27 protein-coding genes are annotated in these 23,493 nt (G+C 61.4%); 16 read left to right on the top strand and 11 right to left on the bottom strand.

What is annotated here, in order from left to right:
• The first annotated feature begins 76 nt into the window (after positions 1–76).
• The 4 genes from glnK (at position 77) to sutA (ending at position 2,857) form a co-directional block, all read left to right on the top strand.
• Complete coding sequence (gene glnK, locus AC07OV_RS14710) at positions 77–415, top strand: P-II family nitrogen regulator (RefSeq protein ID WP_002555808.1); 339 nt, start codon at positions 77–79, stop codon at positions 413–415.
• Between the two features lie 34 nt (positions 416–449).
• Complete coding sequence (locus AC07OV_RS14705) at positions 450–1,790, top strand: ammonium transporter (RefSeq protein ID WP_176994434.1); 1,341 nt, start codon at positions 450–452, stop codon at positions 1,788–1,790.
• A 211-nt stretch (positions 1,791–2,001) separates the two neighbouring features.
• Positions 2,002–2,427, top strand: a complete 426-nt coding sequence (locus AC07OV_RS14700) for a secondary thiamine-phosphate synthase enzyme YjbQ (protein ID WP_176994433.1) — start codon at positions 2,002–2,004, stop codon at positions 2,425–2,427.
• A gap of 103 nt (positions 2,428–2,530) precedes the next feature.
• Positions 2,531–2,857 carry a dormancy-specific transcriptional regulator SutA gene (gene sutA / locus AC07OV_RS14695; RefSeq protein ID WP_015886504.1) on the top strand — a complete coding sequence of 109 codons (327 nt, stop codon included), beginning with the start codon at positions 2,531–2,533 and terminating at the stop codon, positions 2,855–2,857.
• Between the two features lie 176 nt (positions 2,858–3,033).
• Here sutA and AC07OV_RS14690 read toward each other — a convergent pair whose 3' ends face one another.
• The 6 genes from AC07OV_RS14690 to lptM are packed head-to-tail and all read right to left on the bottom strand — an operon-like array spanning position 3,034 to position 7,619.
• Positions 3,034–3,729 carry an HAD family hydrolase gene (locus AC07OV_RS14690; protein WP_494996313.1) on the bottom strand — a complete coding sequence of 232 codons (696 nt, stop codon included), beginning with the start codon at positions 3,727–3,729 and terminating at the stop codon, positions 3,034–3,036.
• On the bottom strand, positions 3,726–4,625 hold the full coding sequence (gene xerC, locus AC07OV_RS14685; protein ID WP_495092464.1) for a tyrosine recombinase XerC: 900 nt from the start codon (positions 4,623–4,625) through the stop codon (positions 3,726–3,728). The genes AC07OV_RS14690 and xerC overlap by 4 nt, the downstream gene beginning before the upstream one ends.
• 2 nt (positions 4,626–4,627) lie before the next feature.
• Positions 4,628–5,344: a DUF484 family protein gene (locus AC07OV_RS14680; protein ID WP_495092463.1), complete on the bottom strand. Its 717-nt coding sequence runs from the start codon at positions 5,342–5,344 to the stop codon at positions 4,628–4,630.
• Between the two features lie 13 nt (positions 5,345–5,357).
• On the bottom strand, positions 5,358–6,188 hold the full coding sequence (gene dapF, locus AC07OV_RS14675) for a diaminopimelate epimerase (RefSeq protein ID WP_495092462.1): 831 nt from the start codon (positions 6,186–6,188) through the stop codon (positions 5,358–5,360).
• Positions 6,189–6,191: 3 nt separating this feature from the next.
• Positions 6,192–7,439, bottom strand: coding sequence for a diaminopimelate decarboxylase (gene lysA / locus AC07OV_RS14670; RefSeq protein ID WP_494996309.1), 1,248 nt, complete (start codon positions 7,437–7,439; stop codon positions 6,192–6,194).
• Positions 7,440–7,448: 9 nt separating this feature from the next.
• Positions 7,449–7,619, bottom strand: coding sequence for an LPS translocon maturation chaperone LptM (lptM, locus tag AC07OV_RS14665; RefSeq protein WP_034110232.1), 171 nt, complete (start codon positions 7,617–7,619; stop codon positions 7,449–7,451).
• Between the two features lie 238 nt (positions 7,620–7,857).
• Between lptM and cyaY the strand changes: the two genes are divergently transcribed.
• The 3 genes from cyaY (at position 7,858) to rnk (ending at position 8,956) form a co-directional block, all read left to right on the top strand.
• A complete protein-coding gene (gene cyaY / locus AC07OV_RS14660; protein ID WP_248485311.1) occupies positions 7,858–8,190 on the top strand; it encodes an iron donor protein CyaY in 333 nt (110 codons plus the stop codon).
• Between the two features lie 2 nt (positions 8,191–8,192).
• A complete protein-coding gene (locus AC07OV_RS14655; RefSeq protein ID WP_494996308.1) occupies positions 8,193–8,411 on the top strand; it encodes a DUF1289 domain-containing protein in 219 nt (72 codons plus the stop codon).
• 131 nt (positions 8,412–8,542) lie between these two features.
• Positions 8,543–8,956 (top strand): nucleoside diphosphate kinase regulator, encoded by a 414-nt coding sequence (gene rnk, locus AC07OV_RS14650; protein ID WP_135311347.1) that lies wholly within the window; start codon positions 8,543–8,545, stop codon positions 8,954–8,956.
• Here rnk and AC07OV_RS14645 read toward each other — a convergent pair.
• From AC07OV_RS14645 to AC07OV_RS14635, 3 genes are all read right to left on the bottom strand, one after another.
• Positions 8,953–11,793: a class I adenylate cyclase gene (locus tag AC07OV_RS14645; protein WP_495092461.1), complete on the bottom strand. Its 2,841-nt coding sequence runs from the start codon at positions 11,791–11,793 to the stop codon at positions 8,953–8,955. The two genes, rnk and AC07OV_RS14645, sit on opposite strands and share 4 nt — an antisense overlap.
• A 167-nt stretch (positions 11,794–11,960) precedes the next feature.
• Complete coding sequence (locus tag AC07OV_RS14640; RefSeq protein WP_176994426.1) at positions 11,961–12,215, bottom strand: TIGR02647 family protein; 255 nt, start codon at positions 12,213–12,215, stop codon at positions 11,961–11,963.
• Between the two features lie 95 nt (positions 12,216–12,310).
• On the bottom strand, positions 12,311–12,595 hold the full coding sequence (locus AC07OV_RS14635; protein WP_178920286.1) for a hypothetical protein: 285 nt from the start codon (positions 12,593–12,595) through the stop codon (positions 12,311–12,313).
• A gap of 126 nt (positions 12,596–12,721) precedes the next feature.
• Between AC07OV_RS14635 and AC07OV_RS14630 the strand changes: the two genes are divergently transcribed.
• Entirely contained in the window at positions 12,722–13,381 is a 660-nt protein-coding gene (locus AC07OV_RS14630; RefSeq protein WP_494996306.1) for a glutathione S-transferase family protein, read from the top strand.
• A 105-nt stretch (positions 13,382–13,486) separates the two neighbouring features.
• On the opposite strand, the gene argH is transcribed toward AC07OV_RS14630, so the two are convergent.
• Positions 13,487–14,881, bottom strand: coding sequence for an argininosuccinate lyase (argH, locus tag AC07OV_RS14625; protein ID WP_176994423.1), 1,395 nt, complete (start codon positions 14,879–14,881; stop codon positions 13,487–13,489).
• A gap of 503 nt (positions 14,882–15,384) precedes the next feature.
• Between argH and AC07OV_RS14620 the strand changes: the two genes are divergently transcribed.
• The 7 genes from AC07OV_RS14620 to rsd all read left to right on the top strand — a co-directional run bounded on the left by AC07OV_RS14620 (position 15,385) and on the right by rsd (position 21,788).
• Positions 15,385–16,131 carry a LytR/AlgR family response regulator transcription factor gene (locus AC07OV_RS14620; protein ID WP_176994422.1) on the top strand — a complete coding sequence of 249 codons (747 nt, stop codon included), beginning with the start codon at positions 15,385–15,387 and terminating at the stop codon, positions 16,129–16,131.
• 137 nt (positions 16,132–16,268) lie between these two features.
• Positions 16,269–17,210 (top strand): hydroxymethylbilane synthase, encoded by a 942-nt coding sequence (gene hemC / locus AC07OV_RS14615; protein WP_495092460.1) that lies wholly within the window; start codon positions 16,269–16,271, stop codon positions 17,208–17,210.
• Positions 17,207–17,956 carry a uroporphyrinogen-III synthase gene (locus tag AC07OV_RS14610; RefSeq protein WP_495092459.1) on the top strand — a complete coding sequence of 250 codons (750 nt, stop codon included), beginning with the start codon at positions 17,207–17,209 and terminating at the stop codon, positions 17,954–17,956. The genes hemC and AC07OV_RS14610 overlap by 4 nt, the downstream gene beginning before the upstream one ends.
• Positions 17,957–17,998: 42 nt before the next feature.
• The gene (locus AC07OV_RS14605; protein ID WP_495092458.1) at positions 17,999–19,114 is read left to right on the top strand and encodes a uroporphyrinogen-III C-methyltransferase; all 1,116 of its coding nucleotides are present in this window, start codon (positions 17,999–18,001) and stop codon (positions 19,112–19,114) included.
• Between the two features lie 5 nt (positions 19,115–19,119).
• Entirely contained in the window at positions 19,120–20,361 is a 1,242-nt protein-coding gene (locus tag AC07OV_RS14600; protein WP_494996303.1) for a heme biosynthesis protein HemY, read from the top strand.
• A 236-nt stretch (positions 20,362–20,597) separates the two neighbouring features.
• Complete coding sequence (locus AC07OV_RS14595; protein ID WP_494996302.1) at positions 20,598–21,119, top strand: disulfide bond formation protein B; 522 nt, start codon at positions 20,598–20,600, stop codon at positions 21,117–21,119.
• Positions 21,120–21,329: 210 nt separating this feature from the next.
• On the top strand, positions 21,330–21,788 hold the full coding sequence (rsd, locus tag AC07OV_RS14590; protein ID WP_176994418.1) for a sigma D regulator: 459 nt from the start codon (positions 21,330–21,332) through the stop codon (positions 21,786–21,788).
• A 55-nt stretch (positions 21,789–21,843) separates the two neighbouring features.
• On the opposite strand, the gene AC07OV_RS14585 is transcribed toward rsd, so the two are convergent.
• The gene (locus AC07OV_RS14585; protein WP_176994417.1) at positions 21,844–22,521 is read right to left on the bottom strand and encodes an FKBP-type peptidyl-prolyl cis-trans isomerase; all 678 of its coding nucleotides are present in this window, start codon (positions 22,519–22,521) and stop codon (positions 21,844–21,846) included.
• 192 nt (positions 22,522–22,713) lie between these two features.
• On the opposite strand from AC07OV_RS14585, the gene AC07OV_RS14580 reads away from it, so the two are divergent.
• A partial coding sequence (locus AC07OV_RS14580) for an AlgP family protein (RefSeq protein ID WP_495092457.1) occupies positions 22,714–23,493 on the top strand: 780 nt, incomplete at its 3' end.

The raw sequence follows: 23,493 nt of genomic DNA, 5'->3' as shown, positions 1-23,493 counted from the left end.
AAGCCAGGCACTGCGCTTAGACTTGAGACGGGTTTGTTTTCCTGGGGCAAGTCCACCAATTCGGGAGAGAGTTTTCATGAAGCTAGTCACTGCCATCATCAAGCCGTTCAAGTTGGACGATGTACGCGAGTCGTTGTCCGAGATCGGCGTGCAGGGCATTACCGTTACTGAGGTCAAAGGCTTCGGTCGGCAGAAGGGTCACACCGAGCTGTATCGCGGCGCGGAATACGTGGTCGATTTCCTGCCGAAGGTGAAGATTGATGTCGCCATTGACGACAAGGATCTTGACCGGGTTATCGAAGCGATAACCAAGGCCGCCAACACCGGCAAGATCGGTGACGGCAAGATCTTCGTGGTCAATCTGGAACAGGCTATTCGCATCCGTACCGGCGAAACCGATACCGACGCAATCTAAGCCGCCAAACCCCAACGCCCCAGGAGAAAACAATATGACTCTGCGTAAATTCGCAGGGCTAGGAGCCCTGTTGTCCCTCGTAATGCCGGCCCTGGCATTGGCGGCGGACCCAGCCCCTGCTCCAGTCCTCAATTCCGGCGACACGGCGTGGATGCTCACATCCACCGCGCTGGTACTGTTCATGACCATTCCGGGCCTGGCGCTGTTCTACGGCGGCATGGTTCGCTCCAAAAACATTCTTTCCGTGATGATGCAGTGCTTCGCCATCACCGGTCTGATCACCATCCTGTGGTTTGTCTACGGCTACAGCATGGCGTTCGATACCACCGGTATGGAAGCGGGCGTTGTCAACTTCAATTCCTTCGTGGGCGGCCTGTCCAAGTTGTTCCTGTCGGGCGTCACCCCGGCGAGCATCACCGGCCCTGCGGCGCTGTTCCCTGAGGCGGTGTTCGTCACCTTCCAGATGACCTTCGCCATCATCACCCCTGCACTGATCGTCGGTGCATTCGCCGAGCGCATGAAGTTCTCCGCGATGCTGATCTTCATGGGCGTCTGGTTCACCCTGGTCTACGCGCCGATTGCCCACATGGTATGGGGCGGTCCGGGTTCGTTGCTGGGCGACTGGGGCGTGCTGGACTTCGCGGGCGGCACCGTGGTGCACATCAACGCCGGTGTGGCTGGCCTGGTGGCGTGCCTGGTACTGGGCAAGCGCAAAGGTTTCCCGACCACGCCAATGGCACCGCACAACCTGGGTTACACCCTGGTGGGCGCGGCCATGCTGTGGGTGGGCTGGTTCGGTTTCAACGCCGGTTCCGCTGCGGCGGCCAACGGCACCGCCGGCATGGCGATGCTGGTTACCCAGATCGCGACCGCTGCTGCGGCCCTGGGCTGGATGTTCGCCGAGTGGGTCACCCACGGTAAGCCAAGCGCACTGGGCATCGCCTCGGGTGTCGTGGCTGGCCTGGTAGCAATTACTCCGGCCGCTGGTACCGTGGGCCCGATGGGCGCCCTGGTGATCGGCCTGGCAGCTGGCGTGGTGTGCTTCTTCTGCGCCACTACCCTGAAACGCAAACTGGGCTACGACGACTCCCTGGACGCCTTCGGCGTGCACGGTATCGGCGGTATCCTCGGCGCGATCCTGACCGGCGTGTTCGCAGCCCCTTCGCTGGGTGGCTTCAACGCGGCTACCACTGACATCGCGGCGCAAGTCTGGATCCAGTGCAAAGGCGTCGGCTTCACCGTGATCTACACGGCCATCGTGACCTTCATCATCCTCAAGGTGCTGGATGCTGTGATGGGCCTGCGGGTTACCGAAGAGGAAGAGGCGGTTGGCCTCGACCTGGCGCAACACAACGAACGCGGCTACAACTTGTAAGTACGCGAAAAAAAGATGCCCGGCTTGCCGGGCATTTTTTTGTCTGGTGTTTGTCAGTCATGGAGCGCTGTAACGGTTTTTGCATCGAGTTTGTGATGGGATGCACACGGCACTTTTCAGCATGCGAATGTCTTACAGGCATGTAGGCGTATTCGACACTTTGTTTTTTCCCAGAGCGCGCTAGAATGCGCGCCGATGGGCGGAGAACTGTATGTGGCAACAGACCCTGATTACCCTGCGGGCAAAGCCCCGGGGCTTTCACCTGGTGACCGATGAGTTGCTGGCCGGCTTGCCTGAATTGAAGGCCTGTCGTGTGGGGCTTTTGCACCTGTGGCTGCAGCACACCTCGGCATCGTTGACCGTCAACGAGAATGCCGACCCGGCGGTTCGCCGTGACTTCGAACGTTATTTCAATTCGCTGGTGCCGCAAGGCCGTGCCGGGTTCGAACACAACGACGAAGGTCCGGATGACCTGCCGGCGCACTTCAAGGCCAGTCTCCTGGGCTGCCAGCTGAGTTTGCCGGTCAAGGCCGGCCGCTTGGCGATGGGGACCTGGCAAGGTGTTTATCTGGGCGAGCACCGTGATCATGGCGGTGCTCGTAAAGTCCTCGCCACCTTGCACGGTGAAGAGGCATAAGCCACTGGAAACCCAGTGGATGTTGATTTTTTTCCGGCAGCCTTCGACAGATGGTGAAGCTGGGCTATAACTAATCTGCTTTTCGCAAGTCATGAGGTAGAACATGAGCGACGATGATCTGGAAAACGACGAACTCGAAGTAGGTGACGAAGACGACACCGAAGAAGGTCTTGAAGCGGCGGCGGAAGACGTTGCTGACGACGACGGTGGCGATGATGCACCTGTTCCAGCCGCCAAAGGCAAAGCCAAGGCCGCTGTGTCGGTAGACGAACTGCCGAGCGTTGAAGCCAAGAACAAAGAGCGCGATGCGCTGGCCCGTGCGATGGAAGAATTCCTCGCTAAAGGCGGCAAAGTGCAGGAAGTCGAGGCCAACGTGGTGGCAGATCCACCGAAGAAGCCGGATAACAAGTACGGCAGCCGACCTATCTGAGGTCAGCCACCTGCTTGTAGGAAAAAGCCCGCCGTCGCTGCGGGCTTTTTCATGCCTGTTATTTGAGACGGGCACATCACCTGTAGGAGCTGGCTTGCCAGCGATGGCGGTCTATCAGCTGGCCCTGTGCTGTCTGGCCCACCGCTATCGCCGGCAAGCCGGCTCCTACAGGGTGATTATTTCCAGCTCTGGAGCAGTGGCGGCAGCTCGTTCAAGCTGCGGATCTCTGCATCCGGGCGCTTGTCTGCATCCCATACCTTACCTGTCGGGTTAAACCACACCGCCCGCAAACCCGCCTGCTGTGCGCCGGCAATGTCATCCCCAGGATGGTCGCCAATGTGCACCGCCTGGCCCGCGTCCACGCCGCCACGTTGCAACGCCTCTTGAAACAACCGCGCATCCGGCTTGGCAATGCCGATGTCTTCAGCACGCAAGGCAAAGTGAAAGTAATCGGCCAAGCCAACGCGCTGCACATCGGCATTGCCGTTGGTGATCACCCCCAGCAAAAAATGTTGGCGCAGGGCTTGAAGCATCGGCTCGGCTTCGGGGAACGGGGTTAGCTGATGGCGCGCATGAATGAACGCTTCAAAACACACATCCGCCATTTCCGTGGCCTGTGGCTGTGGATAACCGGCCTCTTCGAACGCATGCATCAACACGCGATGACGCAAGATGCTGATACGGTGTTTGAGCTCGGGATGACGCTCCAGCACTTGCTGGCGCAGACTGGCGAAATGCTCCAGGGGCAAGTCGCCGACCTTGGACGCATTAACCGCCAGCCATTCACGCATCGACGCTTCAGCGCTGATGATGACGGGTACGTTATCCCAGAGTGTATCGTCCAGGTCGAAGGTGATCAGCTTGATACTCATGAGTCGCCGCCCTTGATGCGTTTGGCCCGTGGATGGGCGCTGTCGTACACCGTTGCCAGGTGTTGGAAGTCCAGATGGGTGTAGATCTGCGTGGTCTTGATGTCGGAGTGGCCGAGCAGTTCCTGCACGGCGCGCAGGTCCTGGGACGACTCCAGCATATGGCTGGCAAAGGAGTGCCGCAGCATATGGGGATGCAGGTTTTGGCCCAGCTCGCGTTCGCCGGCTGCCTTCACCCGTACCTGGATCGCCCGTGGCCCCAGGCGCCGGCCTTGCTGGCTGACAAACACGGCGTCATCCGCAGGGTTGGTCAGCAGCCGCAATGGCAGCCACAGTTCCAAGGCTTCCCGAGCCTTTCTGCCCACCGGTAATACGCGGGTTTTGCTGCCCTTGCCGAGCACTTGTACCAGGCCGTCCGCCAAGTCGAGTTGATCGAGGTTCAGGCCGGTCAGCTCCGACAGGCGCAGGCCTGACGAATAGAACAGCTCCAGAATCGCCTGGTCGCGATGGGCGAGAAAGTCATCTTCGACTGCACCGTCCAGAAGCTGCAAGGCACGGTCGGTGTCGAGGGTCTTGGGCAGGCGCCGTTCGCCTTTGGGCGGAGACAGGCCATTGGCCGGGTCGTGATCGCACAGGCCTTCACGGTTCAGGTAGTGATAGAGCCCACGCACTGCCGACAGCAGACGGGACAGGCTGCGCGAGGATTGCCCGGCCTGGTGCAGGCGCGCAATCAGGCTGCGCAGGCTCTGGATATCCAGGGCCTTCCAGCTGCTGATGTGTTGTTTTTCGCAGTACGCCAGGACCTTGTTCAAGTCCCGCCGGTACGCTTCCAGCGTATGGGGTGACACCTGGCGCTCATTGCGCAGGTGAGCGCAATAAGCGTCCAGTTGCCGTTCCATGGCTAGCGCACCGCGCGCAAGGCGGTGGTGAAGCGGGGCAGCACGCGGCCCAGCACTTCGGCGATGTAGGTCAGGAACAGCGTGCCCACCGAGCTTTTGTAGTGCGCAGGGTCGCGGCTGGCGATGGCGAGTACACCATGCAGGCCTTGATGGCTGAGAGCGACCACGGCGGTGGAGCCGATCTGCTTGCGTTGCTCGACGCCAAACAGGAAGTCCAGCTCATGCTCCCGCAAGGTACCGCTGATGGTCTTGCCTTCGGACAGCAAGCCGCCAATGGCCGTTTGCGCTTCGCCGCCGCTGACCCAGCGACCCACGGGCATCGGGTTGTCGCTGAACAGGATCAGGCTGACAAACGGCACCTGAAAGTCCTGGCGCAGGCTGTCTTCCACGGCGATCACCGTTTCTTCCAGGCTGGTGGCGTCCATCAGGGTCAGGATCAGGCGGCGGGTTTTCTCGAACAGGCGATCGTTGTCGCGGGCGACGTCCATCAAGTGCGAGAGCTTGTGGCGCATTTCGATATTGCGCTCGCGCAGGATCTTCATCTGCCGCTCCACCAGCGACACGGTGTCGCCGCGCTGGTGGGGAATGCGCAGGGCCGGCAGCAGTTCTTCGTGTTCAACGAAGAAGTCCGGATTAGCCTCAAGGTACGCCGCGACGGCGGCGGCCTCCAGACTTTCGCTCGGGGACGCGTGTGCGGGTACTTGAGGCTTATCGGTCATTGGCTTGGCTCACTCATAGACGGACCTGTCCTTCGTATACGCGCGAGGCCGGCCCGGTCATCATCACCGGGTGGCCAGGGCCTGCCCATTCGATGGACAAGCGTCCACCGGGCAGGTCGATCAGCAGGGGCGAATCCATCCATCCCTGGCTGATCGCGGCCACGGCAGCGGCGCAAGCACCGGTACCGCAGGCCTGGGTTTCGCCGGCGCCGCGTTCCCAAACGCGCAGTTGCGCGCGGGAACGGTCGATCACCTGCAGGAAGCCCACATTGACCCGCGCCGGAAAGCGCGGGTGATGTTCGATCTTCGGCCCCAGTTCATGCACGGGAGCGTTGTTGATGTCATTGACCCGCAGCACCGCATGGGGGTTGCCCATGGAGACCGCTGCCAGGTCGACGATCTGACCGTCGACGTCGACCGCGTAGCTGGTCGCCTGCTCGGTGGCCTGGAACGGGATGTCCGTCGGCATCAGGCGCGGCGCACCCATGTTGACGCTGATCTGGCCGTCGCTGCGGATATCCAGCTCGATCACGCCGCTCTTGGTCTCGACGCGAATCTGCCGCTTGGCGGTCAGGCGCTTGTCCAGCACAAAGCGGGCGAAACAGCGGGCACCGTTGCCGCACTGCTCCACTTCGGAACCGTCGGAGTTGAAGATCCGATAACGGAAATCCACCTCCGGGTTGCTCGGCGCCTCGACGATCAGCAACTGGTCGAAACCAATCCCGGTGTGACGGTCGCCCCACTGTTTGGCGTGCTTGGGCAGGATATGCGCGTGCTGGCTGACCAGGTCCAGGACCATGAAGTCATTGCCCAGCCCGTGCATCTTGGTAAAACGCAGCAGCATGGCTTACTCCGGCAGCAGGCTTTCGCCAGCATACAACTCGGCTACCGTCTCGCGGCGACGCACTTCAAACGCTTGATCACCGTCCACCAGCACCTCGGCGGTACGGCCGCGGGTGTTGTAGTTGGAACTCATGACAAACCCGTAGGCACCAGCCGAATGCACGGCCAGCAGGTCGCCTTCTTCCAGCGCCAGTTGACGTTCCTTGGCCAGGAAGTCGCCGGTTTCGCAGATCGGGCCGACGATGTCATAGCTGCGGCCAGCGCCTTCGCGCGGCGTCACGGCGGTGACATTCATCCAGGCCTGGTACAGCGCCGGGCGGATCAGGTCGTTCATCGCCGCGTCGACGATGGCGAAATCCTTGTGCTCAGTGTGCTTGAGGTACTCGACCTGGGTCAGCAACACGCCGGCGTTGGCGACAATGTAGCGGCCCGGCTCGAACATCAGGGTCAGGTCGCGGCCTTCGATGCGCTCACGCACGGCCTTGATGTAGTCGGCGATCAGCGGCGGCTCTTCGTCGCGATAACGCACGCCCACACCGCCACCGAGGTCGATGTGGTGCAGGTAGATGCCGCATTCGCCGAGGCGGTCAATCAACGCCAGCAGGCGGTCGAGGGCATCGAGGAAGGGGGGCAGGCTGGTCAGTTGCGAGCCGATATGGCAGTCAACACCCAGCACTTCCAGGTTTGGCAGCTGGGCGGCGCGGATGTACACGTCCTCGGCGTCGGCAATGGCGATGCCGAACTTGTTCTCTTTGAGACCGGTGGAAATGTACGGGTGGGTGCCGGCGTCGACGTCCGGGTTGACGCGCAGGGAGATCGGCGCACGCACGCCCATCTCGGCGGCCACGACCTGCAGGCGCTCCAACTCGTCGGTGGATTCGATGTTGAAGCAATGCACGCCGACTTCCAGGGCGCGGCGCATGTCTTCGCGGGTCTTGCCGACGCCGGAAAACACGATTTTGTCAGCGGTGCCGCCAGCGGCCAGCACGCGTTCCAGCTCGCCACGGGATACGATGTCAAAACCAGCGCCCAATCGCGCCAGGACATTCAGGACTCCCAGGTTGGAGTTGGCCTTGACCGCGTAGCAAACCAGATGCGGCACGCCGTTCAGCGCGTCGGTGAAAGAACGGTACTGGGCTTCGATATGCGCACGGGAGTACACATAGGTCGGGGTGCCAAAGCGCTGGGCAATCGCGGACAACGCCACGCCTTCCGCGAACAGCTCGCCGTCCCGGTAGTTAAAAGCGTCCATGGGTTTCCCTTATTCGTAGGTGTCGTGCTTATGCGCTTTGGCTGGCTTTTGCGACGATTGCGCCTGTTCATTCGGGTCTTTGCTGTCATCGGGCAGGTACAGCGGGCCTTTTTGACCACAGGCACTAACGAGGCAAGCGACCGCGACGAGCGCAGCAAGAGAAGAGATCAGGCGCTTCATGGCGAAATCCTTGAATATGCATTAATTGCGCCCGAGTATACCGACCACCCGCCAGCTTGCCTATGCGCTGGAATACCCGTCTGGCGGGGGTTTGCCGAGATAGTTGGGATGCGTACTACGCTGGCTGAGGATATTTCATGCCGTCACCTGTGATGAAATCGGTATCCTTTGCAATCGGCGAAGCTCGCCCGTATCGTGCGGCGCTTGAGCAAAACCAGACACTTTTGAGGTTGCCACAATGAGTTTGACCGAAGCCCGTTTTCACGACCTGGTGGATTCGACCCAGCAGGCGCTGGAAGATATTTTCGACGACAGCGGCCTGGACGTGGACCTGGAAAACTCGGCCGGCGTGCTGACCGTCAAGTTCGAGAGCGGTCAGCAATTGATCTTCAGTCGCCAGGAGCCTTTGCGTCAGCTGTGGCTGGCAGCACGTTCCGGTGGCGTTCACTTCGACTATGACGAAGAAAGCGGCAAATGGCAGTGCGACAAGAGTGAGGAACTGCTGGGTGAAATGCTCGCGCGGCTGGTCGAGGAATATACCGGCGAAGCGCTGGATTTCGACGAGATCTGACCGTGACCCAGCCTGCACCCATTCGCCCGCCCAAGCCGCTGTTCAGTAATGTCAGTCCGGCGGTGCCGTCACCTTGTATCAGTTTGTGTCGCCTGGATGAGCAAAAAGTCTGCCTCGGCTGCTTCCGCCACGTGGAAGACATCCGGGAATGGCGCTCCGCCGACGATGCGCGGCGCCGGGTGATCTGCGCCGAGGCCGAGCAGCGCAGGGCGCGCGCCTGAGGTCGTCTTGTTTATTTGTGACGCTGTGGTAGTGTCCGGGTACGCCTCAACTCATCGAGGCCCGTGAGAACCCCGCCTTTTCCTGGCGGGGTTTTGCTTTTTTGTGCAGAAAAAAGGAGTCTGCCTGAATCATGACCACCGCACCGTCCATCATCCTCACCCGTCTTGACGTGCAGCGTCTGGAGCAACTGATCGACCGCCTGGGCGACGAGTCTCCCGGCGTCGAAGCGTTGCAAGCCGAACTCGACCGCGCCGAAGATGTGGTTGGCCACGATGAAGTGCCTGCGGGTGTCGTGACCATGAACTCCAGCGTGCATTGCCGTGAGCAGGGCAGTGGCAAGGACTACCACCTGACCCTGGTCTACCCGAAGCACGCGAATGCCGACGAAGGCAAGATTTCGATCCTGGCACCGGTGGGCAGCGCATTGCTGGGCCTGCAAGTGGGCCAGCACATCGACTGGCCGGCGCCGGGCGGCAAGACGCTCAAGCTGGAACTGCTCAGCGTTGAAGGCCAGCCGAAAGACGGCGGCGCCTTCCCTCTCTAAAGCTGGCTCAACGCTTCGTTGAGCGACAGCTCCAGCTCGGCCTTGTAGCGCAGGTACAGGTTGCTCGGGCTTTGCACATCACCGAGCAGGCCGGACAGGTCCAGGTCGGTGATGTAGCAACGGTAGCGCTCGGTCTCGCGGCGCTGCCCGACAATCTCCTGGGCAACCACGGCAAACAACTGGTCACCAAATTCCAACTCCGAAAATTCCCGCTGGTTGCAATACAGGGTGATGCCAACCAAACCCGGCGCCGCCTTGCCGATGATCGCCTGCACATCGTAGAACGGCTTGTTCGCCGGGTTCTGCGGCGCCGGGCGTGGCTCGATGCCGCGCGCGCGCGTACTGCCGGACGGCAACAGCTGGTAATACAGGGTTTGCACGCCGCCCAAGGGTTGTTGGGTGTCCAGGGGCGAGAGCGCCTCGCGTCGATAGATGATCGACTGCAGGAAGCGTTGCAGCGGCGCCAACAGGCTCTGTTCATCATGAAATGGCAGGCGCTGTTGCCACAGCGCATTGAATTCATCCAGCACGTACAGCTCGGCGAAACCCTCATTGACCCGGTAGAACACCTGCACACAATCGGCCTGGCCCATGGGCAGCAGCAGTGCCAGGTCATGATCCTCCAGGGCCATGGCGTCAAGGTGCAGCGGGCTGTAGCTGGCCAGTTCTTCGCTGAGGTAGGCGATCAGCGCGTCCTGGGTCGGCAGCGAGACATGGGTAGCTTGCCCCGGCATCAGCTCCATGACGTGATAGTGCTGTTGCACCTGAAGCAGGTAGCGATGGTTGCCCTGGCCCAGCAGCAGGTTTTGCGCGGTGTCGAAAATTTCCTCAACGCGCTGGGCAATGAACTGCGCACGGTTGTGACAGAAGCAGCGCACCCGCAGCCGAGGCAGGTGATCCGACGGCAGTTGGTTGAGGTAGTCGCGCAGGCAATCGAGCAAGGCGTGGGGGCCGTCGTAGCGGCTGACCATCACCTCGTTCCAGCTATTGAGCGTGACCTGGTCCAGGGTCAGCACCAGGTTGTCGCGCACCCCGGCGTAGCTCAGGGAGTCGGTGCGCTCGGTGGTCATCAGGATGTTCAAATCGCGGTGATGCTTGAGCGGATCGACCCCGACGTTGATCAGCAGCAACACTTCCTCCGGCACCGCCGAGCGCAGCAGGCGCTCTTCGTCGACGCTGGCCAGGGGCAGGGCGATGGTTTGTTGCAGGCTGCCGAGCAGGTTGAACAGCTCGAACTCGGTCATGTCGCTGGTGCCCGGGTGCAGGGCCAGGCGTGTGCTGGTGTCGATCACTCCGTTGCGATGGCACCAGGTCAGCATCTCCAACAGGTCGCGGCTGCGCTTGATCGGCGCGAAGTGTTCCCACTCCAGAGCCGTGAGGTTGCCGTTGTACAGGCCCCAATGGTGCTGGCCCGGCTCCTTGCGGTTGGGCGACTGCACCAGGGTGAGGGTGTCTTCGGCCAGGTCCGGGGCGATCCCCGGGTTGATGAACTCGACCTTGCCGGCCTTGCGTTCAAAGGTTGCGTACAGGCGCCTGCCCAGCACATTGAGGTCGCGTTTGTTGATCAGGCTGACGGTCTGCTCGGTGCGGGCAAACTGGGTCAAGAAGCGGTAGCTGTAGTTGAGCTCATTGACCAGGGCGCGGCGCTCGGACGCCACCTGGCGTACTTTCCACTGGCTGCGACTGTCCAGCAGCGCCAGTTGGCGCTGGTCCCAGCCCCATTCATGGGCCAGGCGCTCAAGCAGCAAACGCTGCCAGCTGGTGCTGCCCTTGCCGGCACTGAGCTTGCGGTTGACCTTCAGGTACAGCGCCCGCCGTACCAGTTCCAGGCGTTCCGGCTCGTTACGGGCCTTGAGGTACTCCTCGATGCGGCGGTAGACCACGATGTACGGGTCCAGCTCATCCAGGTCCATCTGGTTGGCGAACACTGCGCGTTTGAAGCGCAGGCTCAGGCAATGCACCTTGGGGTGTTCGCTGGCATAGACCTCAGTCAGCAGCAGCTTGAGCACGGACTTGTAGGGGGATTCGATGCCCTTGAACAGTTGCCACAGGCCGGCACCAATGAACTCACCCGGGGGAATGTGCGCCAAGTGGCCGAGGTCGAGGGTTTCGTCAGCGCGGATAAAACGCTTGGAGATCAGCGCGTGGGTGAACTCGGCGTAGCGCGTCTCTTCGTACACCGGCACCAGCCACCAGATCGGCGTGCGCCCGGCCAGCCAGATGGCGGTGCGATAGAACTCGTCCAGCAACAAGTAGTGCTGGGTGGTGCCGCAGTCGTCGGAGCTGAGCTGGGTGTCACGCTCTCCCAGCACAAAGCGCGTGGGCTCGATCAGGAAGAAATGCGCCTCGGCCCCCATGCTCAGCGCCCAGGTTTCCAGCAGTTGGCATTTCTTGCGCAGTTCGGCCAGTTCGCTTTCGCCCAGGTCCGGCGCGTGGCACACCCACACGTCCATATCGCTCTGGTCGGCCTGGGCCAGTGTGCCGAGGCTGCCCATCAGGAACAGGCCGTGGATAGGCCGGGGCGGGTTGCCATGGCGCGGCTTGTAGGAAAACGAACGGGTCAGGCGCTGGGCTTCGGTCAGGGCCTGGGCGTCGGGTTCGAAGTTCGACAGCCCGGCAGGCGTACTGCCAGATACATAACCTGGCAGCAGCGGGTGATTGACATGGAAAAACAGCGGCAACAGCGTCAGCACGCTTTGCTGGCGGGGTGTCAGCCCCTCGATTGCCCGGGCCATGCGCCCGTCGTTGAGGGCCATGAAACGCGCGCGCAACTGGGCCAGCACCTTGCGGTCGATGCCTTCGTCCAGGTCGGGGCGGATTTCATGGGTGCGGGTCATTTCGGCTTCGTAGGCTCGCAGGCCCGACGTGGGCGGCCATGTAGGAGTTTACAGTCAGAAGCGTAGGAGGTTTAGAGGTAAAAGGTTTTTGACGTCAGAATTTTATCGGCTCCACGGCAACGCCCTCGGAATCCGCAATCGGCGGACTCCATGGGCGGTATCAAGTGTCAGGCAGCTTCTTTGGTCGTGGCAGTGGTCAGGATAGTCAGCAGGGTTTGGGCCTGCTCTGCAGCGTCACGGCCAAGGCTGGTCAGGTAGCCCCCGTCCGGCTGGTCGATCAGCCCTTTGGCGTGGAGGCGTTTGGCAGCGGCGATGGCAGTCGGGGAGGCGGTCTGATGGACTTTCAGGCCTTCTTTGGTGCTGTCCAATGGGAAGAGTACAAGGATTTCCAGTTCGGCAACCAACTCAGGGGTATACGACATAAGGACTCCAGACTTTCTAAGAATTTATTAGAGGCTAGCAGGCCATAAGGTGAACGCACTTTGCCGAACTGTCCAGCGTGTTGAGTGTGCCGGGTTTATTGCTTTTCAGGGGGCAGTGTTGGCAGGGCACGCAGTGCAGTTTCATACCATTCGGTATTGAACGCGCGGTCCTCTTCCAGCAACGCGTCGATCTCGACGGCCAGCACGTGGGCCATCATTTGCAGGATGTCTTCACGCTCGTAACCCACCAGCGTCAGCTTGTTGAACGTGGCCTTGGCCGCGGGCGGGTTCTCGCTTTCGATCTGGTTCTCGATCGCTTCGATCAGGGTGGTTTCGGCGAATTCTTCTTCGTCGTTGTCGATATCGGTTGGCTCGCTCATGGCAGGCTCCTCAAGGAAAGGCCGCCAGTCTACGCCCATTCAGGCGGGTGATGCTGCTGGTCAGGTGGGCGCTAGGGATCTATAACTCTTGCAGCCAACCCCATACCCGGCCTGGAGGCACCTGCAATGCTCAAGCTCTACGGTTTTTCGGTCAGCAACTACTACAACATGGTCAAGCTGGCGCTGCTGGAGAAAGGGCTGCCTTTCGAAGAGGTGCCGTTCTTTGCCGGGCAAACCCCCGAAGCCCTGGCGGTCAGCCCGCGTGGCAAGGTGCCGGTGCTAGGCGTCAAGCAGGGGTTTATCAACGAGACCAGCGTGATCCTCGAATACCTCGAGCAAACCCAGGAAGGGCCTTCGCTGCTGCCCGCCGAGCCGTTCCAGCGCGCTCAGGTGCTGGCGCTGTGCCGGGAAATCGAGCTGTACATCGAATTGCCTGCCCGCGCCTGTTTCGCCGAAGCGTTTTTCGGGATGCCGGTGCCGGAGGCAATCAAGGACAAATCCAAGGCCGAATTGCTGCTGGGGGTGGGTTCGCTGGGGCGACATGGCAAGTTCGCACCCTATGTGGCGGGGGAGAGCTTCACGCTTGCCGATCTGTATTTCATGTACAGCATGAACCTCGCCTGTGCGGTGGGCGAGAAGCTGTTTGGGCTGGATTTGTTGGCTGAGATGCCGACGGCCAAGGTGTTGCTGGACAAGCTGCACGCCATGCCCAATGCGCAAAAGGTGGCAGCGGACCGAGAGGCGGCGATGCCGGCGTTCATGGCGATGATTGCCGCCAAAAAATAGTGTCGATCAAACCCGTAGGAGCCGGCTTGCCGGCGATGGCGACCTCAAGATCGCTGCAGTCTTGAGGGCCTCATCGCCGGCAAGCCGGCTCCTACAGAGGGTGGATCAGCGGCTGGCGAGCAGGGCCTGGCCGCGAGCGACGGCTGCCTTGACCTGTGCCGGTGCTGTGCCGCCCACGTGGTTGCGCGCATTCACCGAACCTTCCAGGGTCAGTACGGCGAACACGTCCTGTTCGATCTGGTCGCTGAACTGACGCAGTTCTTCCAGGCTCATCTCTGCCAGGTCCTTGCCGGTGTCCACGCCGTATTTCACGGCATGGCCGACGATTTCGTGGCAGTCGCGGAACGGCAGGCCACGGCGTACGAGGTAGTCCGCCAGGTCGGTGGCGGTGGAGAAACCGCGCAGTGCCGCTTCACGCATGATCGCGTGCTTGGGCTTGATCGCCGGGATCATGTCGGCAAAGGCACGCAGCGAGTCGCGCAGGGTGTCGGCGGCGTCGAACAGCGGTTCCTTGTCTTCCTGGTTGTCCTTGTTGTAGGCCAGGGGTTGGCCTTTCATCAGGGTCAGCAGGCCCATCAATGCGCCGAATACGCGGCCGCTCTTGCCACGTACCAGCTCCGGCACGTCGGGGTTTTTCTTTTGCGGCATGATCGAGCTGCCGGTGCAGAAGCGGTCCGGCAGGTCGATGAACTGGAATTGCGCGCTGGTCCACAGCACCAGCTCTTCGGAGAAGCGCGACAGGTGCATCATCGCGATGCTGGCGGCGGCGCAGAATTCGATGGCGAAGTCACGGTCCGACACGCCGTCCAGAGAGTTGCCCCCTACGGCATCAAAGCCCAACAGTTGTGCGGTGTATTCGCGGTCGATCGGGTAGGTGGTGCCGGCCAGTGCGGCGCTGCCCAGGGGCATGCGGTTGGCGCGCTTGCGGCAATCCACCAGGCGCTCGTAGTCGCGGCTGAGCATTTCGAACCAGGCCAGCAGGTGGTGGCCGAAGGTCACGGGCTGCGCGGTTTGCAGGTGGGTGAAGCCGGGCATGATGGTGCCGGACTCACGCTCTGCCTGCTCCAGCAGGCCTTTTTGCAGGCGCGTGATTTCGCCCAGGATCAGGTCGATTTCGTCACGCAGCCACAGGCGGATATCGGTGGCCACCTGGTCGTTACGGCTACGCCCGGTGTGCAGTTTCTTGCCGGTCACACCGATACGGTCGGTGAGGCGGGCCTCGATATTCATGTGCACGTCTTCCAGGTCGACGCGCCAGTCGAACGTACCGGCCTCGATCTCGCCACGGATGGTGGTCAGGCCGTCGATGATGCTATCGCGTTCGGCGTCGGTCAGTACGCCGACCTTGGCCAGCATCGTCGCATGGGCGATGGAGCCCATGATGTCGTGGCGGTAGAGGCGCTGGTCGAAAGTGACGGAGGCGGTGAAGCGGGCGACGAAGGCGTCGACGGGTTCACTGAAGCGGCCGCCCCAGGACTGGTTGGTCTTGTCGGTGCTCATGGATTCGCTCGTGATCTGCTTAAAAGAGGCGTTGAGGTGTGCTGGCGATAATAACAGGGTTGCCCGGGAAGGCGGTGCTGCGGGTGGTCGGCATTTTTATTTGTGCGAAGGATGGCTAAGTGCCTTGCCGCCGAACGCGTCCGGGAAGAGACTGGAGGCAGCTGTTTATTGAAACGATATTTGACGATTGCACAATGTCGTCTCAGTGAGCGTCTACAGTTGCACTGATAGAGCGTGAATGCACCAAAGTCGGGTGATGCGGTCAGAGCCCAGACTATCCATTTAAAAAGGGGGGTATTCGGATTGTGTATCAGCAAACCCTACGACGGTGCCCGAAGGCAGCAGGTCTTGGGCGCAATTGAACAGGTCCGGGTAAATATGGGTGCCGCTCTCGGGGCACTTTTTGCCGCTCGCGCTAGTCTTAGCGTGGATCGCTGTGACGCAAGTCACCGCACCTGTCTACGCTATCCTTGTGCGAGACTCACGCAGGAATCCAGCGCAATATGAATGTCCTGATCGTTGATGACGAACCCCAAGCCCGCGAGCGACTGAGCCGACTGGTCAGTGAACTCGAGGGTTATACAGTCCTTGAACCGAGCGCCACCACGGGCGAAGAGGCGTTGGCGTTGATCGACAGCCTCAAGCCGGACGTGGTGTTGCTTGATATCCGCCTGCCCGGCCTCGATGGCCTGCAAGTCGCTGCCCGCCTGAGCGAACGTGAATCACCACCGGCCGTGGTGTTGTGCGCCGCCCAGGACGAGTTCCCCGCGCAGACCCTGGAGGACAGTGGCGTAGCCTTCCTGTTCAAGCCAGTGACGGGCGAAGCGCTGCTCAAGGCCTTGAAGAAGGCCGAGCGCCCCAACCGTGTCCAGCTCGCGGCGTTGACCCAGCCGGCAGCCCAGAGCGGCAACGGGCCGCGCAGCCATATCAGCGCCCGTACCCGTAAAGGCATCGAGCTGATTCCCCTGAGCCAGGTGGTCTACTTCATTGCCGATCACAAGTACGTGACGCTGCGCCATGAGGCCGGCGAGGTATTGCTCGATGAGCCGCTCAAGGCCCTTGAAGATGAATTCGGCGATCGTTTCGTGCGCATCCACCGCAACGCGCTGGTTGCCCGCGAGCGAATAGAACGCCTGCAGCGCACGCCATTGGGGCACTTCCAATTGTTCCTCAAAGGGCTTAACGGCGATGCCCTGATCGTCAGCCGACGCCATGTCGCCGGTGTGCGCAAGATGATGCAGCAACTTTAGCCCGCGGCTCTGGCGCGGCCTGTAATCCATATCCCGGTGCGACGTGGCCAGGGAGGCCCCGCACTTGCTGATTCAAATCAAAGCGTATTTGCCTGAGCTGTTATTATCTGCCGTATCTATTCAGTACGGATTGATCCATGTCCTCTCGCGAAATCCGCATCGCCACCCGTAAAAGCGCCCTGGCCTTGTGGCAGGCCGAATACGTCAAAGCACGCCTTGAGCAGGCCCACCCGGGCCTCGTAGTGTCCCTGGTGCCCATGGTCAGTCGCGGCGACAAGCTGCTCGACTCGCCGCTGTCGAAGATCGGCGGCAAGGGGCTTTTCGTCAAGGAACTGGAAACCGCGCTACTGGAAAACGAAGCCGACATCGCCGTGCACTCCATGAAAGACGTGCCGATGGACTTCCCCGAAGGCCTGGGCCTGTACTGCATCTGCGAGCGTGAAGACCCACGCGATGCGTTCGTTTCCAACACGTATGCTTCTCTCGACGATCTGCCGCTAGGCAGCATCGTCGGCACCTCCAGCCTGCGTCGCCAGGCACAGTTGCTGACCCGTCGCCCGGACCTGCAGATCCGCTTCCTGCGGGGCAACGTCAATACGCGCCTGGCCAAGTTGGATGCGGGCGAGTATGACGCGATCATTCTCGCCGCCGCCGGCCTGATCCGCCTGGGTTTCGAGGATCGCATCACCTCGGCCATCAGCGTCGAGGACAGCCTGCCAGCAGGCGGGCAGGGCGCCGTGGGCATCGAATGCCGTACCGCCGACAGTGAAATCCACGCGTTGCTCAAGCCTCTCGATCATCCCGACACCGAAGTTCGTGTGACCGCCGAGCGTGCCTTGAACAAGCACCTCAATGGCGGTTGCCAGGTGCCGATCGCCTGCTACGCCGTGCTTGAGGGTGAAAACCTGTGGCTGCGTGGCCTGGTGGGTGACCCAGACGGCGGCACTTTGCTGACTGCTGAAGTGCGCGGCCCACAGCGTGATGCCACGGCCTTGGGCATTCAGGTGGCCGAAGAGCTGCTGGAAAAAGGTGCCGGCGCCATCCTGCAGAAAGTCTATGGCGAGGCCGGTCCGCAGTGACCGACTGGCGTGTGCTGCTGACGCGGCCTGCCGAGGAGTCGGCAGCACTGGCGGCGACGTTGTCCGATGCGGGCATCTTCAGCAGCAGCCTGCCCTTGCTGGACACCGAACCTTTACCCATCACCCCGGCACAGCAGGCTGTGTTCGATGATCTAGGCCGCTATTGCGCGGTGATCGTCGTCAGCAAGCCGGCTGCGCGCCTCGCTGTGCAGCGGTTGGACCGACGCTGGCCGCACCTGCCGTGGTTCAGTGTCGGTGCTGCGACTGCGCAGGTACTGGCCGACCAGGGCCTGGACGTTCATTATCCGCAAACCGGCGACGACAGCGAGGCCTTGCTGGCGCTGCCGGCCCTGCGTGAAGCGATTGCACGGCCCGGTGCACGGGTGTTGATCCTGCGCGGGGAGGGCGGCCGGGAGCTGCTGGCTGAGCGTTTGCGCGAGCAAGGTGCTAGTGTCGAGTATCTGGAGTTGTACCGCCGTTTCCTGCCGGTGTACGCCGCCGGGGCACTGATGCAACGCATCCAGTTGGAACGCTTGAATGGCCTGGTGGTCAGCAGTGGGCAGGGTTTTTTACACCTGCAGGCGTTGGCCGGCCCGGATTGGACGCACGTGGCACAGTTGCCGTTGTTCGTGCCGAGCCCGCGAGTCTGTGAGATGGCACGGGCAGCGGGCGCAGAAAAAGTTGTGGATTGTCGCGGCGCGAGTGCTGCGGCTTTGTTAGTGGCGTTGCGCAGCTCTGCCCCATGAGGCAAGCCGCTCCCACTCTCTGAATACGCAAAGGACGGATACGTGAGCGAAACAGCCTTGCCTAAAGAAGAAGCCCAGCCCGCACTGAGTGCGCCGGTTGAGCCACCAGTCACCGCGCCACGTCGTGGCAATGGTCTGGCAGTCGTGGCCCTGTTGCTCGGCGCCGCGGGGGTTGCTGCCGGCGGTTGGGGGATCTGGCAGGTCCGTGCCCTGCAAGCCAGCAGCCAGCAACAGCTGGGGCAGGTGCAGACCCTCGATGACCAATCCCAGTCGCTCAAGCAGAGCCAGCAGCAACTGGCCACTCGCCTGGCACAGCTGCCCGCCGCAGATGAACTGGAGGAGCGCCGACGTCTGGTCGCCCAGCTACAAGGCGATCAGCAACGCCTGAGCCAGCGCCTGGAAACCGTGCTGGGCGCCAGCCGCCAGGACTGGCGTTTGGCGGAAGCCGAGCACCTGATCCGTCTGGCCAGCTTGCGCCTGTCTGCCCTGCAGGACATCAACAGTGCCCAGGCGCTGGTGCAGGGTGCCGACGAGATCCTGCGTGAGCAGAGCGACCCGGGTTCCTATGCCGCGCGTGAGCAGTTGGCCAAGAGCCTCGTTGCCCTGCGCAGTGTCGAGCAGCCGGACCGCACCGGGCTGTACCTGCAGCTGGCAGCGCTGCGTGACCAGGTGGTGCAACTGGCGGCCATCGCGCCGGAATACCAACTCACCGAGCCGGCGTCGCAAGGGCGTCCGACCACCGATACGGACAGCCGCTGGAGCCAATGGTGGGAGCAGATATCCCGCTATTTTCGCATCGACTTCAACCCCGATGACAACATCCGTCCGCTGCTCGCGGGCCAGGGCTTGAACCAGGTGCGCCTGGCGTTGAGCCTGGCACTGGAGCAGGCGCAGTGGGCCGCGCTCAATGGCGAAACGGCGGTGTATAGCCGTGCCCTTGGTGAAGCGCGCAGCGTATTGCAGGACAACTTCAATCAGGACAACCCGCAGAGCAAGGCCATGCTGGCGCGTATCGCCGAGCTTGAGCCGAAAGCCGTTTCGGTGGTGACACCGGACCTGGCGGCGAGCCTTGCGGCGGTGCAGGCCTACCTGGATCGTCGTCACCTGTCTGCTGATGAAGCCAAGGCGGCGGCGGGTACGCCGGCGACCCAGGAGTAGAGCCGATGAAGCGTTTCTATGTGATCCTGGTGCTGGCGGTTGCAATCGCCCTGGCACTGGCCGTGGGCATTTCGAAACACACCGGCTACGTGCTGATTACCTATCCCCATCTGCTGCATTACGAGTCGAGCCTGTGGGCCACGCTGGTCGCGTTGTTTGTGGTCGGCCTGGCGATCTACCTGGTCCGCGTGTTGCTGAGCCTGCTCACGACCTCGGGTGGGGTGGTCAACCCATGGTCGCGACGCAACCGCAGCCGCCGCGTACAGATTGCGATCGAGCAGGGCCAGATGGACCTTGCCGAAGGCCGCTGGGCCAGCGCCGAACGCCACTTGCACCGTGCCGCTGAGGCTGAGCGCCAGCCGCTGCTTTACTACCTTGGCGCCGCGCGTGCCGCCAACGAACAGGGGCGTTATGAAGAGTCCGACGGCCTGCTGGAGCGCGCCCTGGAGCGTCAGCCCCAGGCCGAGCTGGCGGTTGCCCTGAGCCATGCGCAGCTGCAACTGGACCGTGGCGATACCGACGGTGCGCTGACCACCCTGCAGGCGATGCACGAGCGCCACCCGCATAACGCCCAGGTATTGCGCCAGTTGCAGCGCCTGCATCAGCAGCGCGGCGATTGGTCGTCGGTGATTCGACTGATGCCTGAGCTGCGTAAAGACAAGGTGCTGCCTGCCCCGGAACTGGCCGAACTTGAGCGCCGCGCCTGGGGTGAAAACCTCAGCCTGGCAGCCCAGCGCGAAGACCAGAGCGAAGCCGGGTTGCAGTCCCTTGAGCGTGCGTGGGAACAACTCACTTCTGCCCAACGTCAGGAGCCGCCCCTGGTCTTGGCCTACGCCGAGCAGCTGCGCCGGCTGGGCGCCGATACGAAAGCCGAGGAAGTACTGCGCGGTGCTATCAAACGCGGCTACGACAGCCACTTGATCCGGCTCTATGGTCTGCTGCGTGGTAGCGATCCGGCCCGCCAGTTGAAGTTTGCCGAAGGCTGGCTCAAGGACCATCCGGGGGACGCCAGCCTGCTGTTGACGCTGGGGCGCCTGTGCCTGCAGAACAGCCTGTGGGGCAAGGCGCGGGACTACTTGGAGAGCAGCTTGCAGGTGCAGCGCAATCCTGAAGCCTGTGCCGAGCTGGCACGCTTGCTCGCGCAATTGGGTGACACAGAACGCAGCAACCAGTTGTTCCAGGAAGGCTTGGGGCTTCTGGACAATCGTTTGCTGGCGTCACCGTTGCCAGTACCTGTGCGAGCGTGAGATAGGAAAACAAGCGGAGGCTGGTTCGGAAGTTTCCGGGGCCAGCCGTTCGATTCCCTGTAAATACGGGGGACAGAAGATGGGCAAGCAAATTCCTACTGTTGGCTGCTCGAAGTCATCCAGGTTCTGACGGCATATCCTCATGCCCTCGCCGAATCGTCTGCTCTAGTGCGTATTGAAAGGAGTCAGGCCTTTCCTCTACCGTAGCGGCCTGTCTCCTGCGGTACGGATAAACAATGTCTTTGGCCCCTTCACGCTCCTTGTTTTTCCTGGCGTTCCTGGCGGGTGCGCTGACGTTGGGCGCGTCTTTTTATGTCGAGTACGGCGCGCTGCTACGTCCCTGCTTCCTGTGTCAGGTGCAACGCCTCTTTGTGGCGACGTTCACCTTGATCAACCTGGTGGCCGCCCTTCATAACCCCAAGCGCCCTGCGGTCGTCCTGTATGGGGTGGCCAGTATGGGTTGTGCGTTGCTGGGGGCGGTCACTGCTGTACGCCAGGTGTTGCTGCAAAATGTCGCACCGGATCAGCCGGCCGAGTGCTGGCCCAGCTTGCAATCGATGATCGAAAACCTGTCGTTTTGGCAAGCTTTGCGATCGACCATCAAAGGCACCGTGGACTGCGTCGAGATCAACTGGACGCTGTTTGACCTGAGCCTGCCGGAGTGGAGTCTGTTGTGCTTCGTGGCGATGCTGATCCTGGGCATCCTGCAGTTTTCACGGCTGTTTTTCAGCCAATCCTTGGGGTTGGCAAAGCGCTGAGAGTGGGCCGAAGGTTGTAGGACGGGATTAAACACTTGTATGAACTTTCTGTCCTGCGTACCTTGAAGCCATAGTCATGCGGGCATAATCTGGCCCGCACGCATTAGCGAAACCGTTTGTCAGATGCAGCCTTGTCCGGCTGCTGCTTTATCCTTGAAGTGTTGCGCGGGCACCAGGCGGCAGCGCCCCTACTAGGGAAGAGAGATCATCATGCTGGAAAGTTGTCAGAATGCTCAGGAACGCTGGGGTGGTGTGCATAAGCTGATCGACAGCTGGCTGAAGGCACGTCACGAACTGGTTCGGGCCTTTGATGCTCTCGGCGCCAAGCCCGAAGCATTGGCACAGAACCGCGAACCGTTGCAGGATTTCTGTGGGGTCTTGGTGGACTACGTGTCTGCTGGCCACTTCGGGGTCTACGAGCAACTGACCAAGGAGGCGGAAGCCTTTGACGATCAGCGTGGCCTGGACCTTGCCGAAACCATTTATCCGCGTATCGACGCCATCACTGAAAAGTTGCTGGCGTTCACTGATCTGTGCGATGCCGGCAACTGCGTGGCGGCGAAATTCCAGGAGCTGGGCGCGCTGCTTCATGAGCGTTTCGAGCTGGAAGATTGCCTGATCGAAGTGTTGCACAACGCGCACAAGGAAGAGTCCGCCACCCAGGCCTGAACCCTGATGGCGAGGTAAAAAAAACGGTGCGCATGGCGCACCGTTTTTTATTGGGTCAGTGGCGGGTTCCGAGCAGTTCGATCTCGAATACGAGTGGCGAATAGGGTGGGATCAACTCACCTGCGCCGTCAGCGCCATAGGCTTGGGCAGAAGGAATCACCAAGCGCCATTTCGCGCCGACCGGCATCTGCTGCAAGGCGCTGCTCCAGCCGCTGATTACGCTGTCCAGGCGGAACCACTGCGGTTGCGTGCTCTGATCGAAGACGGTCCCATCGGGCAATCGCCCCACGTATTTGACCTGTACCTCATCACTGGCCAATGGCTTGCTGCCACTGCCGGGCGAGAGCTCGGTGAGCAGGATGCCATCCGCCAATTCGCGCACGCCACTCAGTGCTTTTTCCTTGGCTAAAAATTGCTGCTCGGCGGCGAGTGCCTTTTCGGTTTGTGGAACCTGGGCATCGGCTTCGCTTTGCGCTTCATGCTGGGCGAGCACCTGTTCAATGCGCGCATTGTCCAGGGCCAGGGGTTTGCCTTGGTAGGCTTGTTTGAGACCGTCGAGCAATGCCTGGAGCTGCAGGTCGGGAACCTCTTGGCGCAAGCGCTCGCCCAGACTGGCACCCAGGCTGTAGGCGAGGTCGTGCGGGTCTGGGGCCGTCGTTTTGGACGGCGTTTGCTCGCCCGCATTGGCTGCGCAAATCGCCAAGCCAAGCACTAGAAAAAGGTAACGCGACATGGGCATTCTCCCGCCGAAAGTGCGACGGATTATGCCAGTGTGGATGGGTAAAAAGTGGCGCGGTTTTTCGTTATATCGATAAGAATTTTCGCGCGTTGCAACGCAACGCAAACGATACTGTCAACATGCCCTAGCGGCGGTAAGAGCAGAGGGCTAGTATGAGCCGCACCCACGTCAGCCAGGAGGTAAACCATGTCGGCCAAACAGAAGCCTGTTAATACCCCGTTGCATTTACTCCAACAACTTTCGGGCAGCTTGCTCGAACACCTGGAAAGCGCTTGTTCCCAAGCGTTGGCCGATGCAGAAAAGCTGCTCGCCAAGCTGGAAAAACAACGCGGTAAAGCGCAAGAGAAGCTGCACAAATCCCGCACCAAACTGCAAGACGCCGCCACTGCCGGCAAGGCCAAGGCACAAGCCAAAGCCAAAGACGCTGTCAAAGAACTTGAGGACCTGCTGGACGCCCTCAAGGATCGCCAAGCTGAAACCCGCACCTACATTTCCCAACTCAAAAAAGACGCTCAAGAAAGCCTGAAACTGGCCCAGGGCGTTGGTCGTGTGAAGGAAGCTGTAGCCAAAGTGCTGGGCGCTCGTACGCCTGCAAAAGCTGTTGCTGCGAAAGCACCTGCTAAAGCTGCTGCCAAGCCAACTGCCAAAACTGCTGCTGCAAAACCGGCCGCTAAGCCAGCTGCTAAAACTGCTGCTGCGAAACCAGCCGCTAAGCCAGCTGCTAAAACCGCTGCTGCGAAACCAGCCGCTAAGCCAGCTGCCAAACCTGCTGCTGCAAAACCAGCCGCCAAGCCAGCTGCTAAAACCGCTGCTGCGAAACCAGCCGCCAAGCCAGCTGCCAAACCTGCTGCTGCAAAACCAGCCGCTAAGCCAGCTGCTAAAACCACCGCTGCGAAACCAGCCGCTAAGCCAGCTGCCAAACCTGCTGCTGCAAAACCAGCCGCCAAGCCAGCTGCTAAAACCGCT

This window comes from Pseudomonas sp. GW821-FHT09A09 (genome assembly GCF_059418405.1).
Note: the sequence above shows the minus strand (reverse complement) of the source record. Positions and strands in the feature narration are given on the sequence as shown.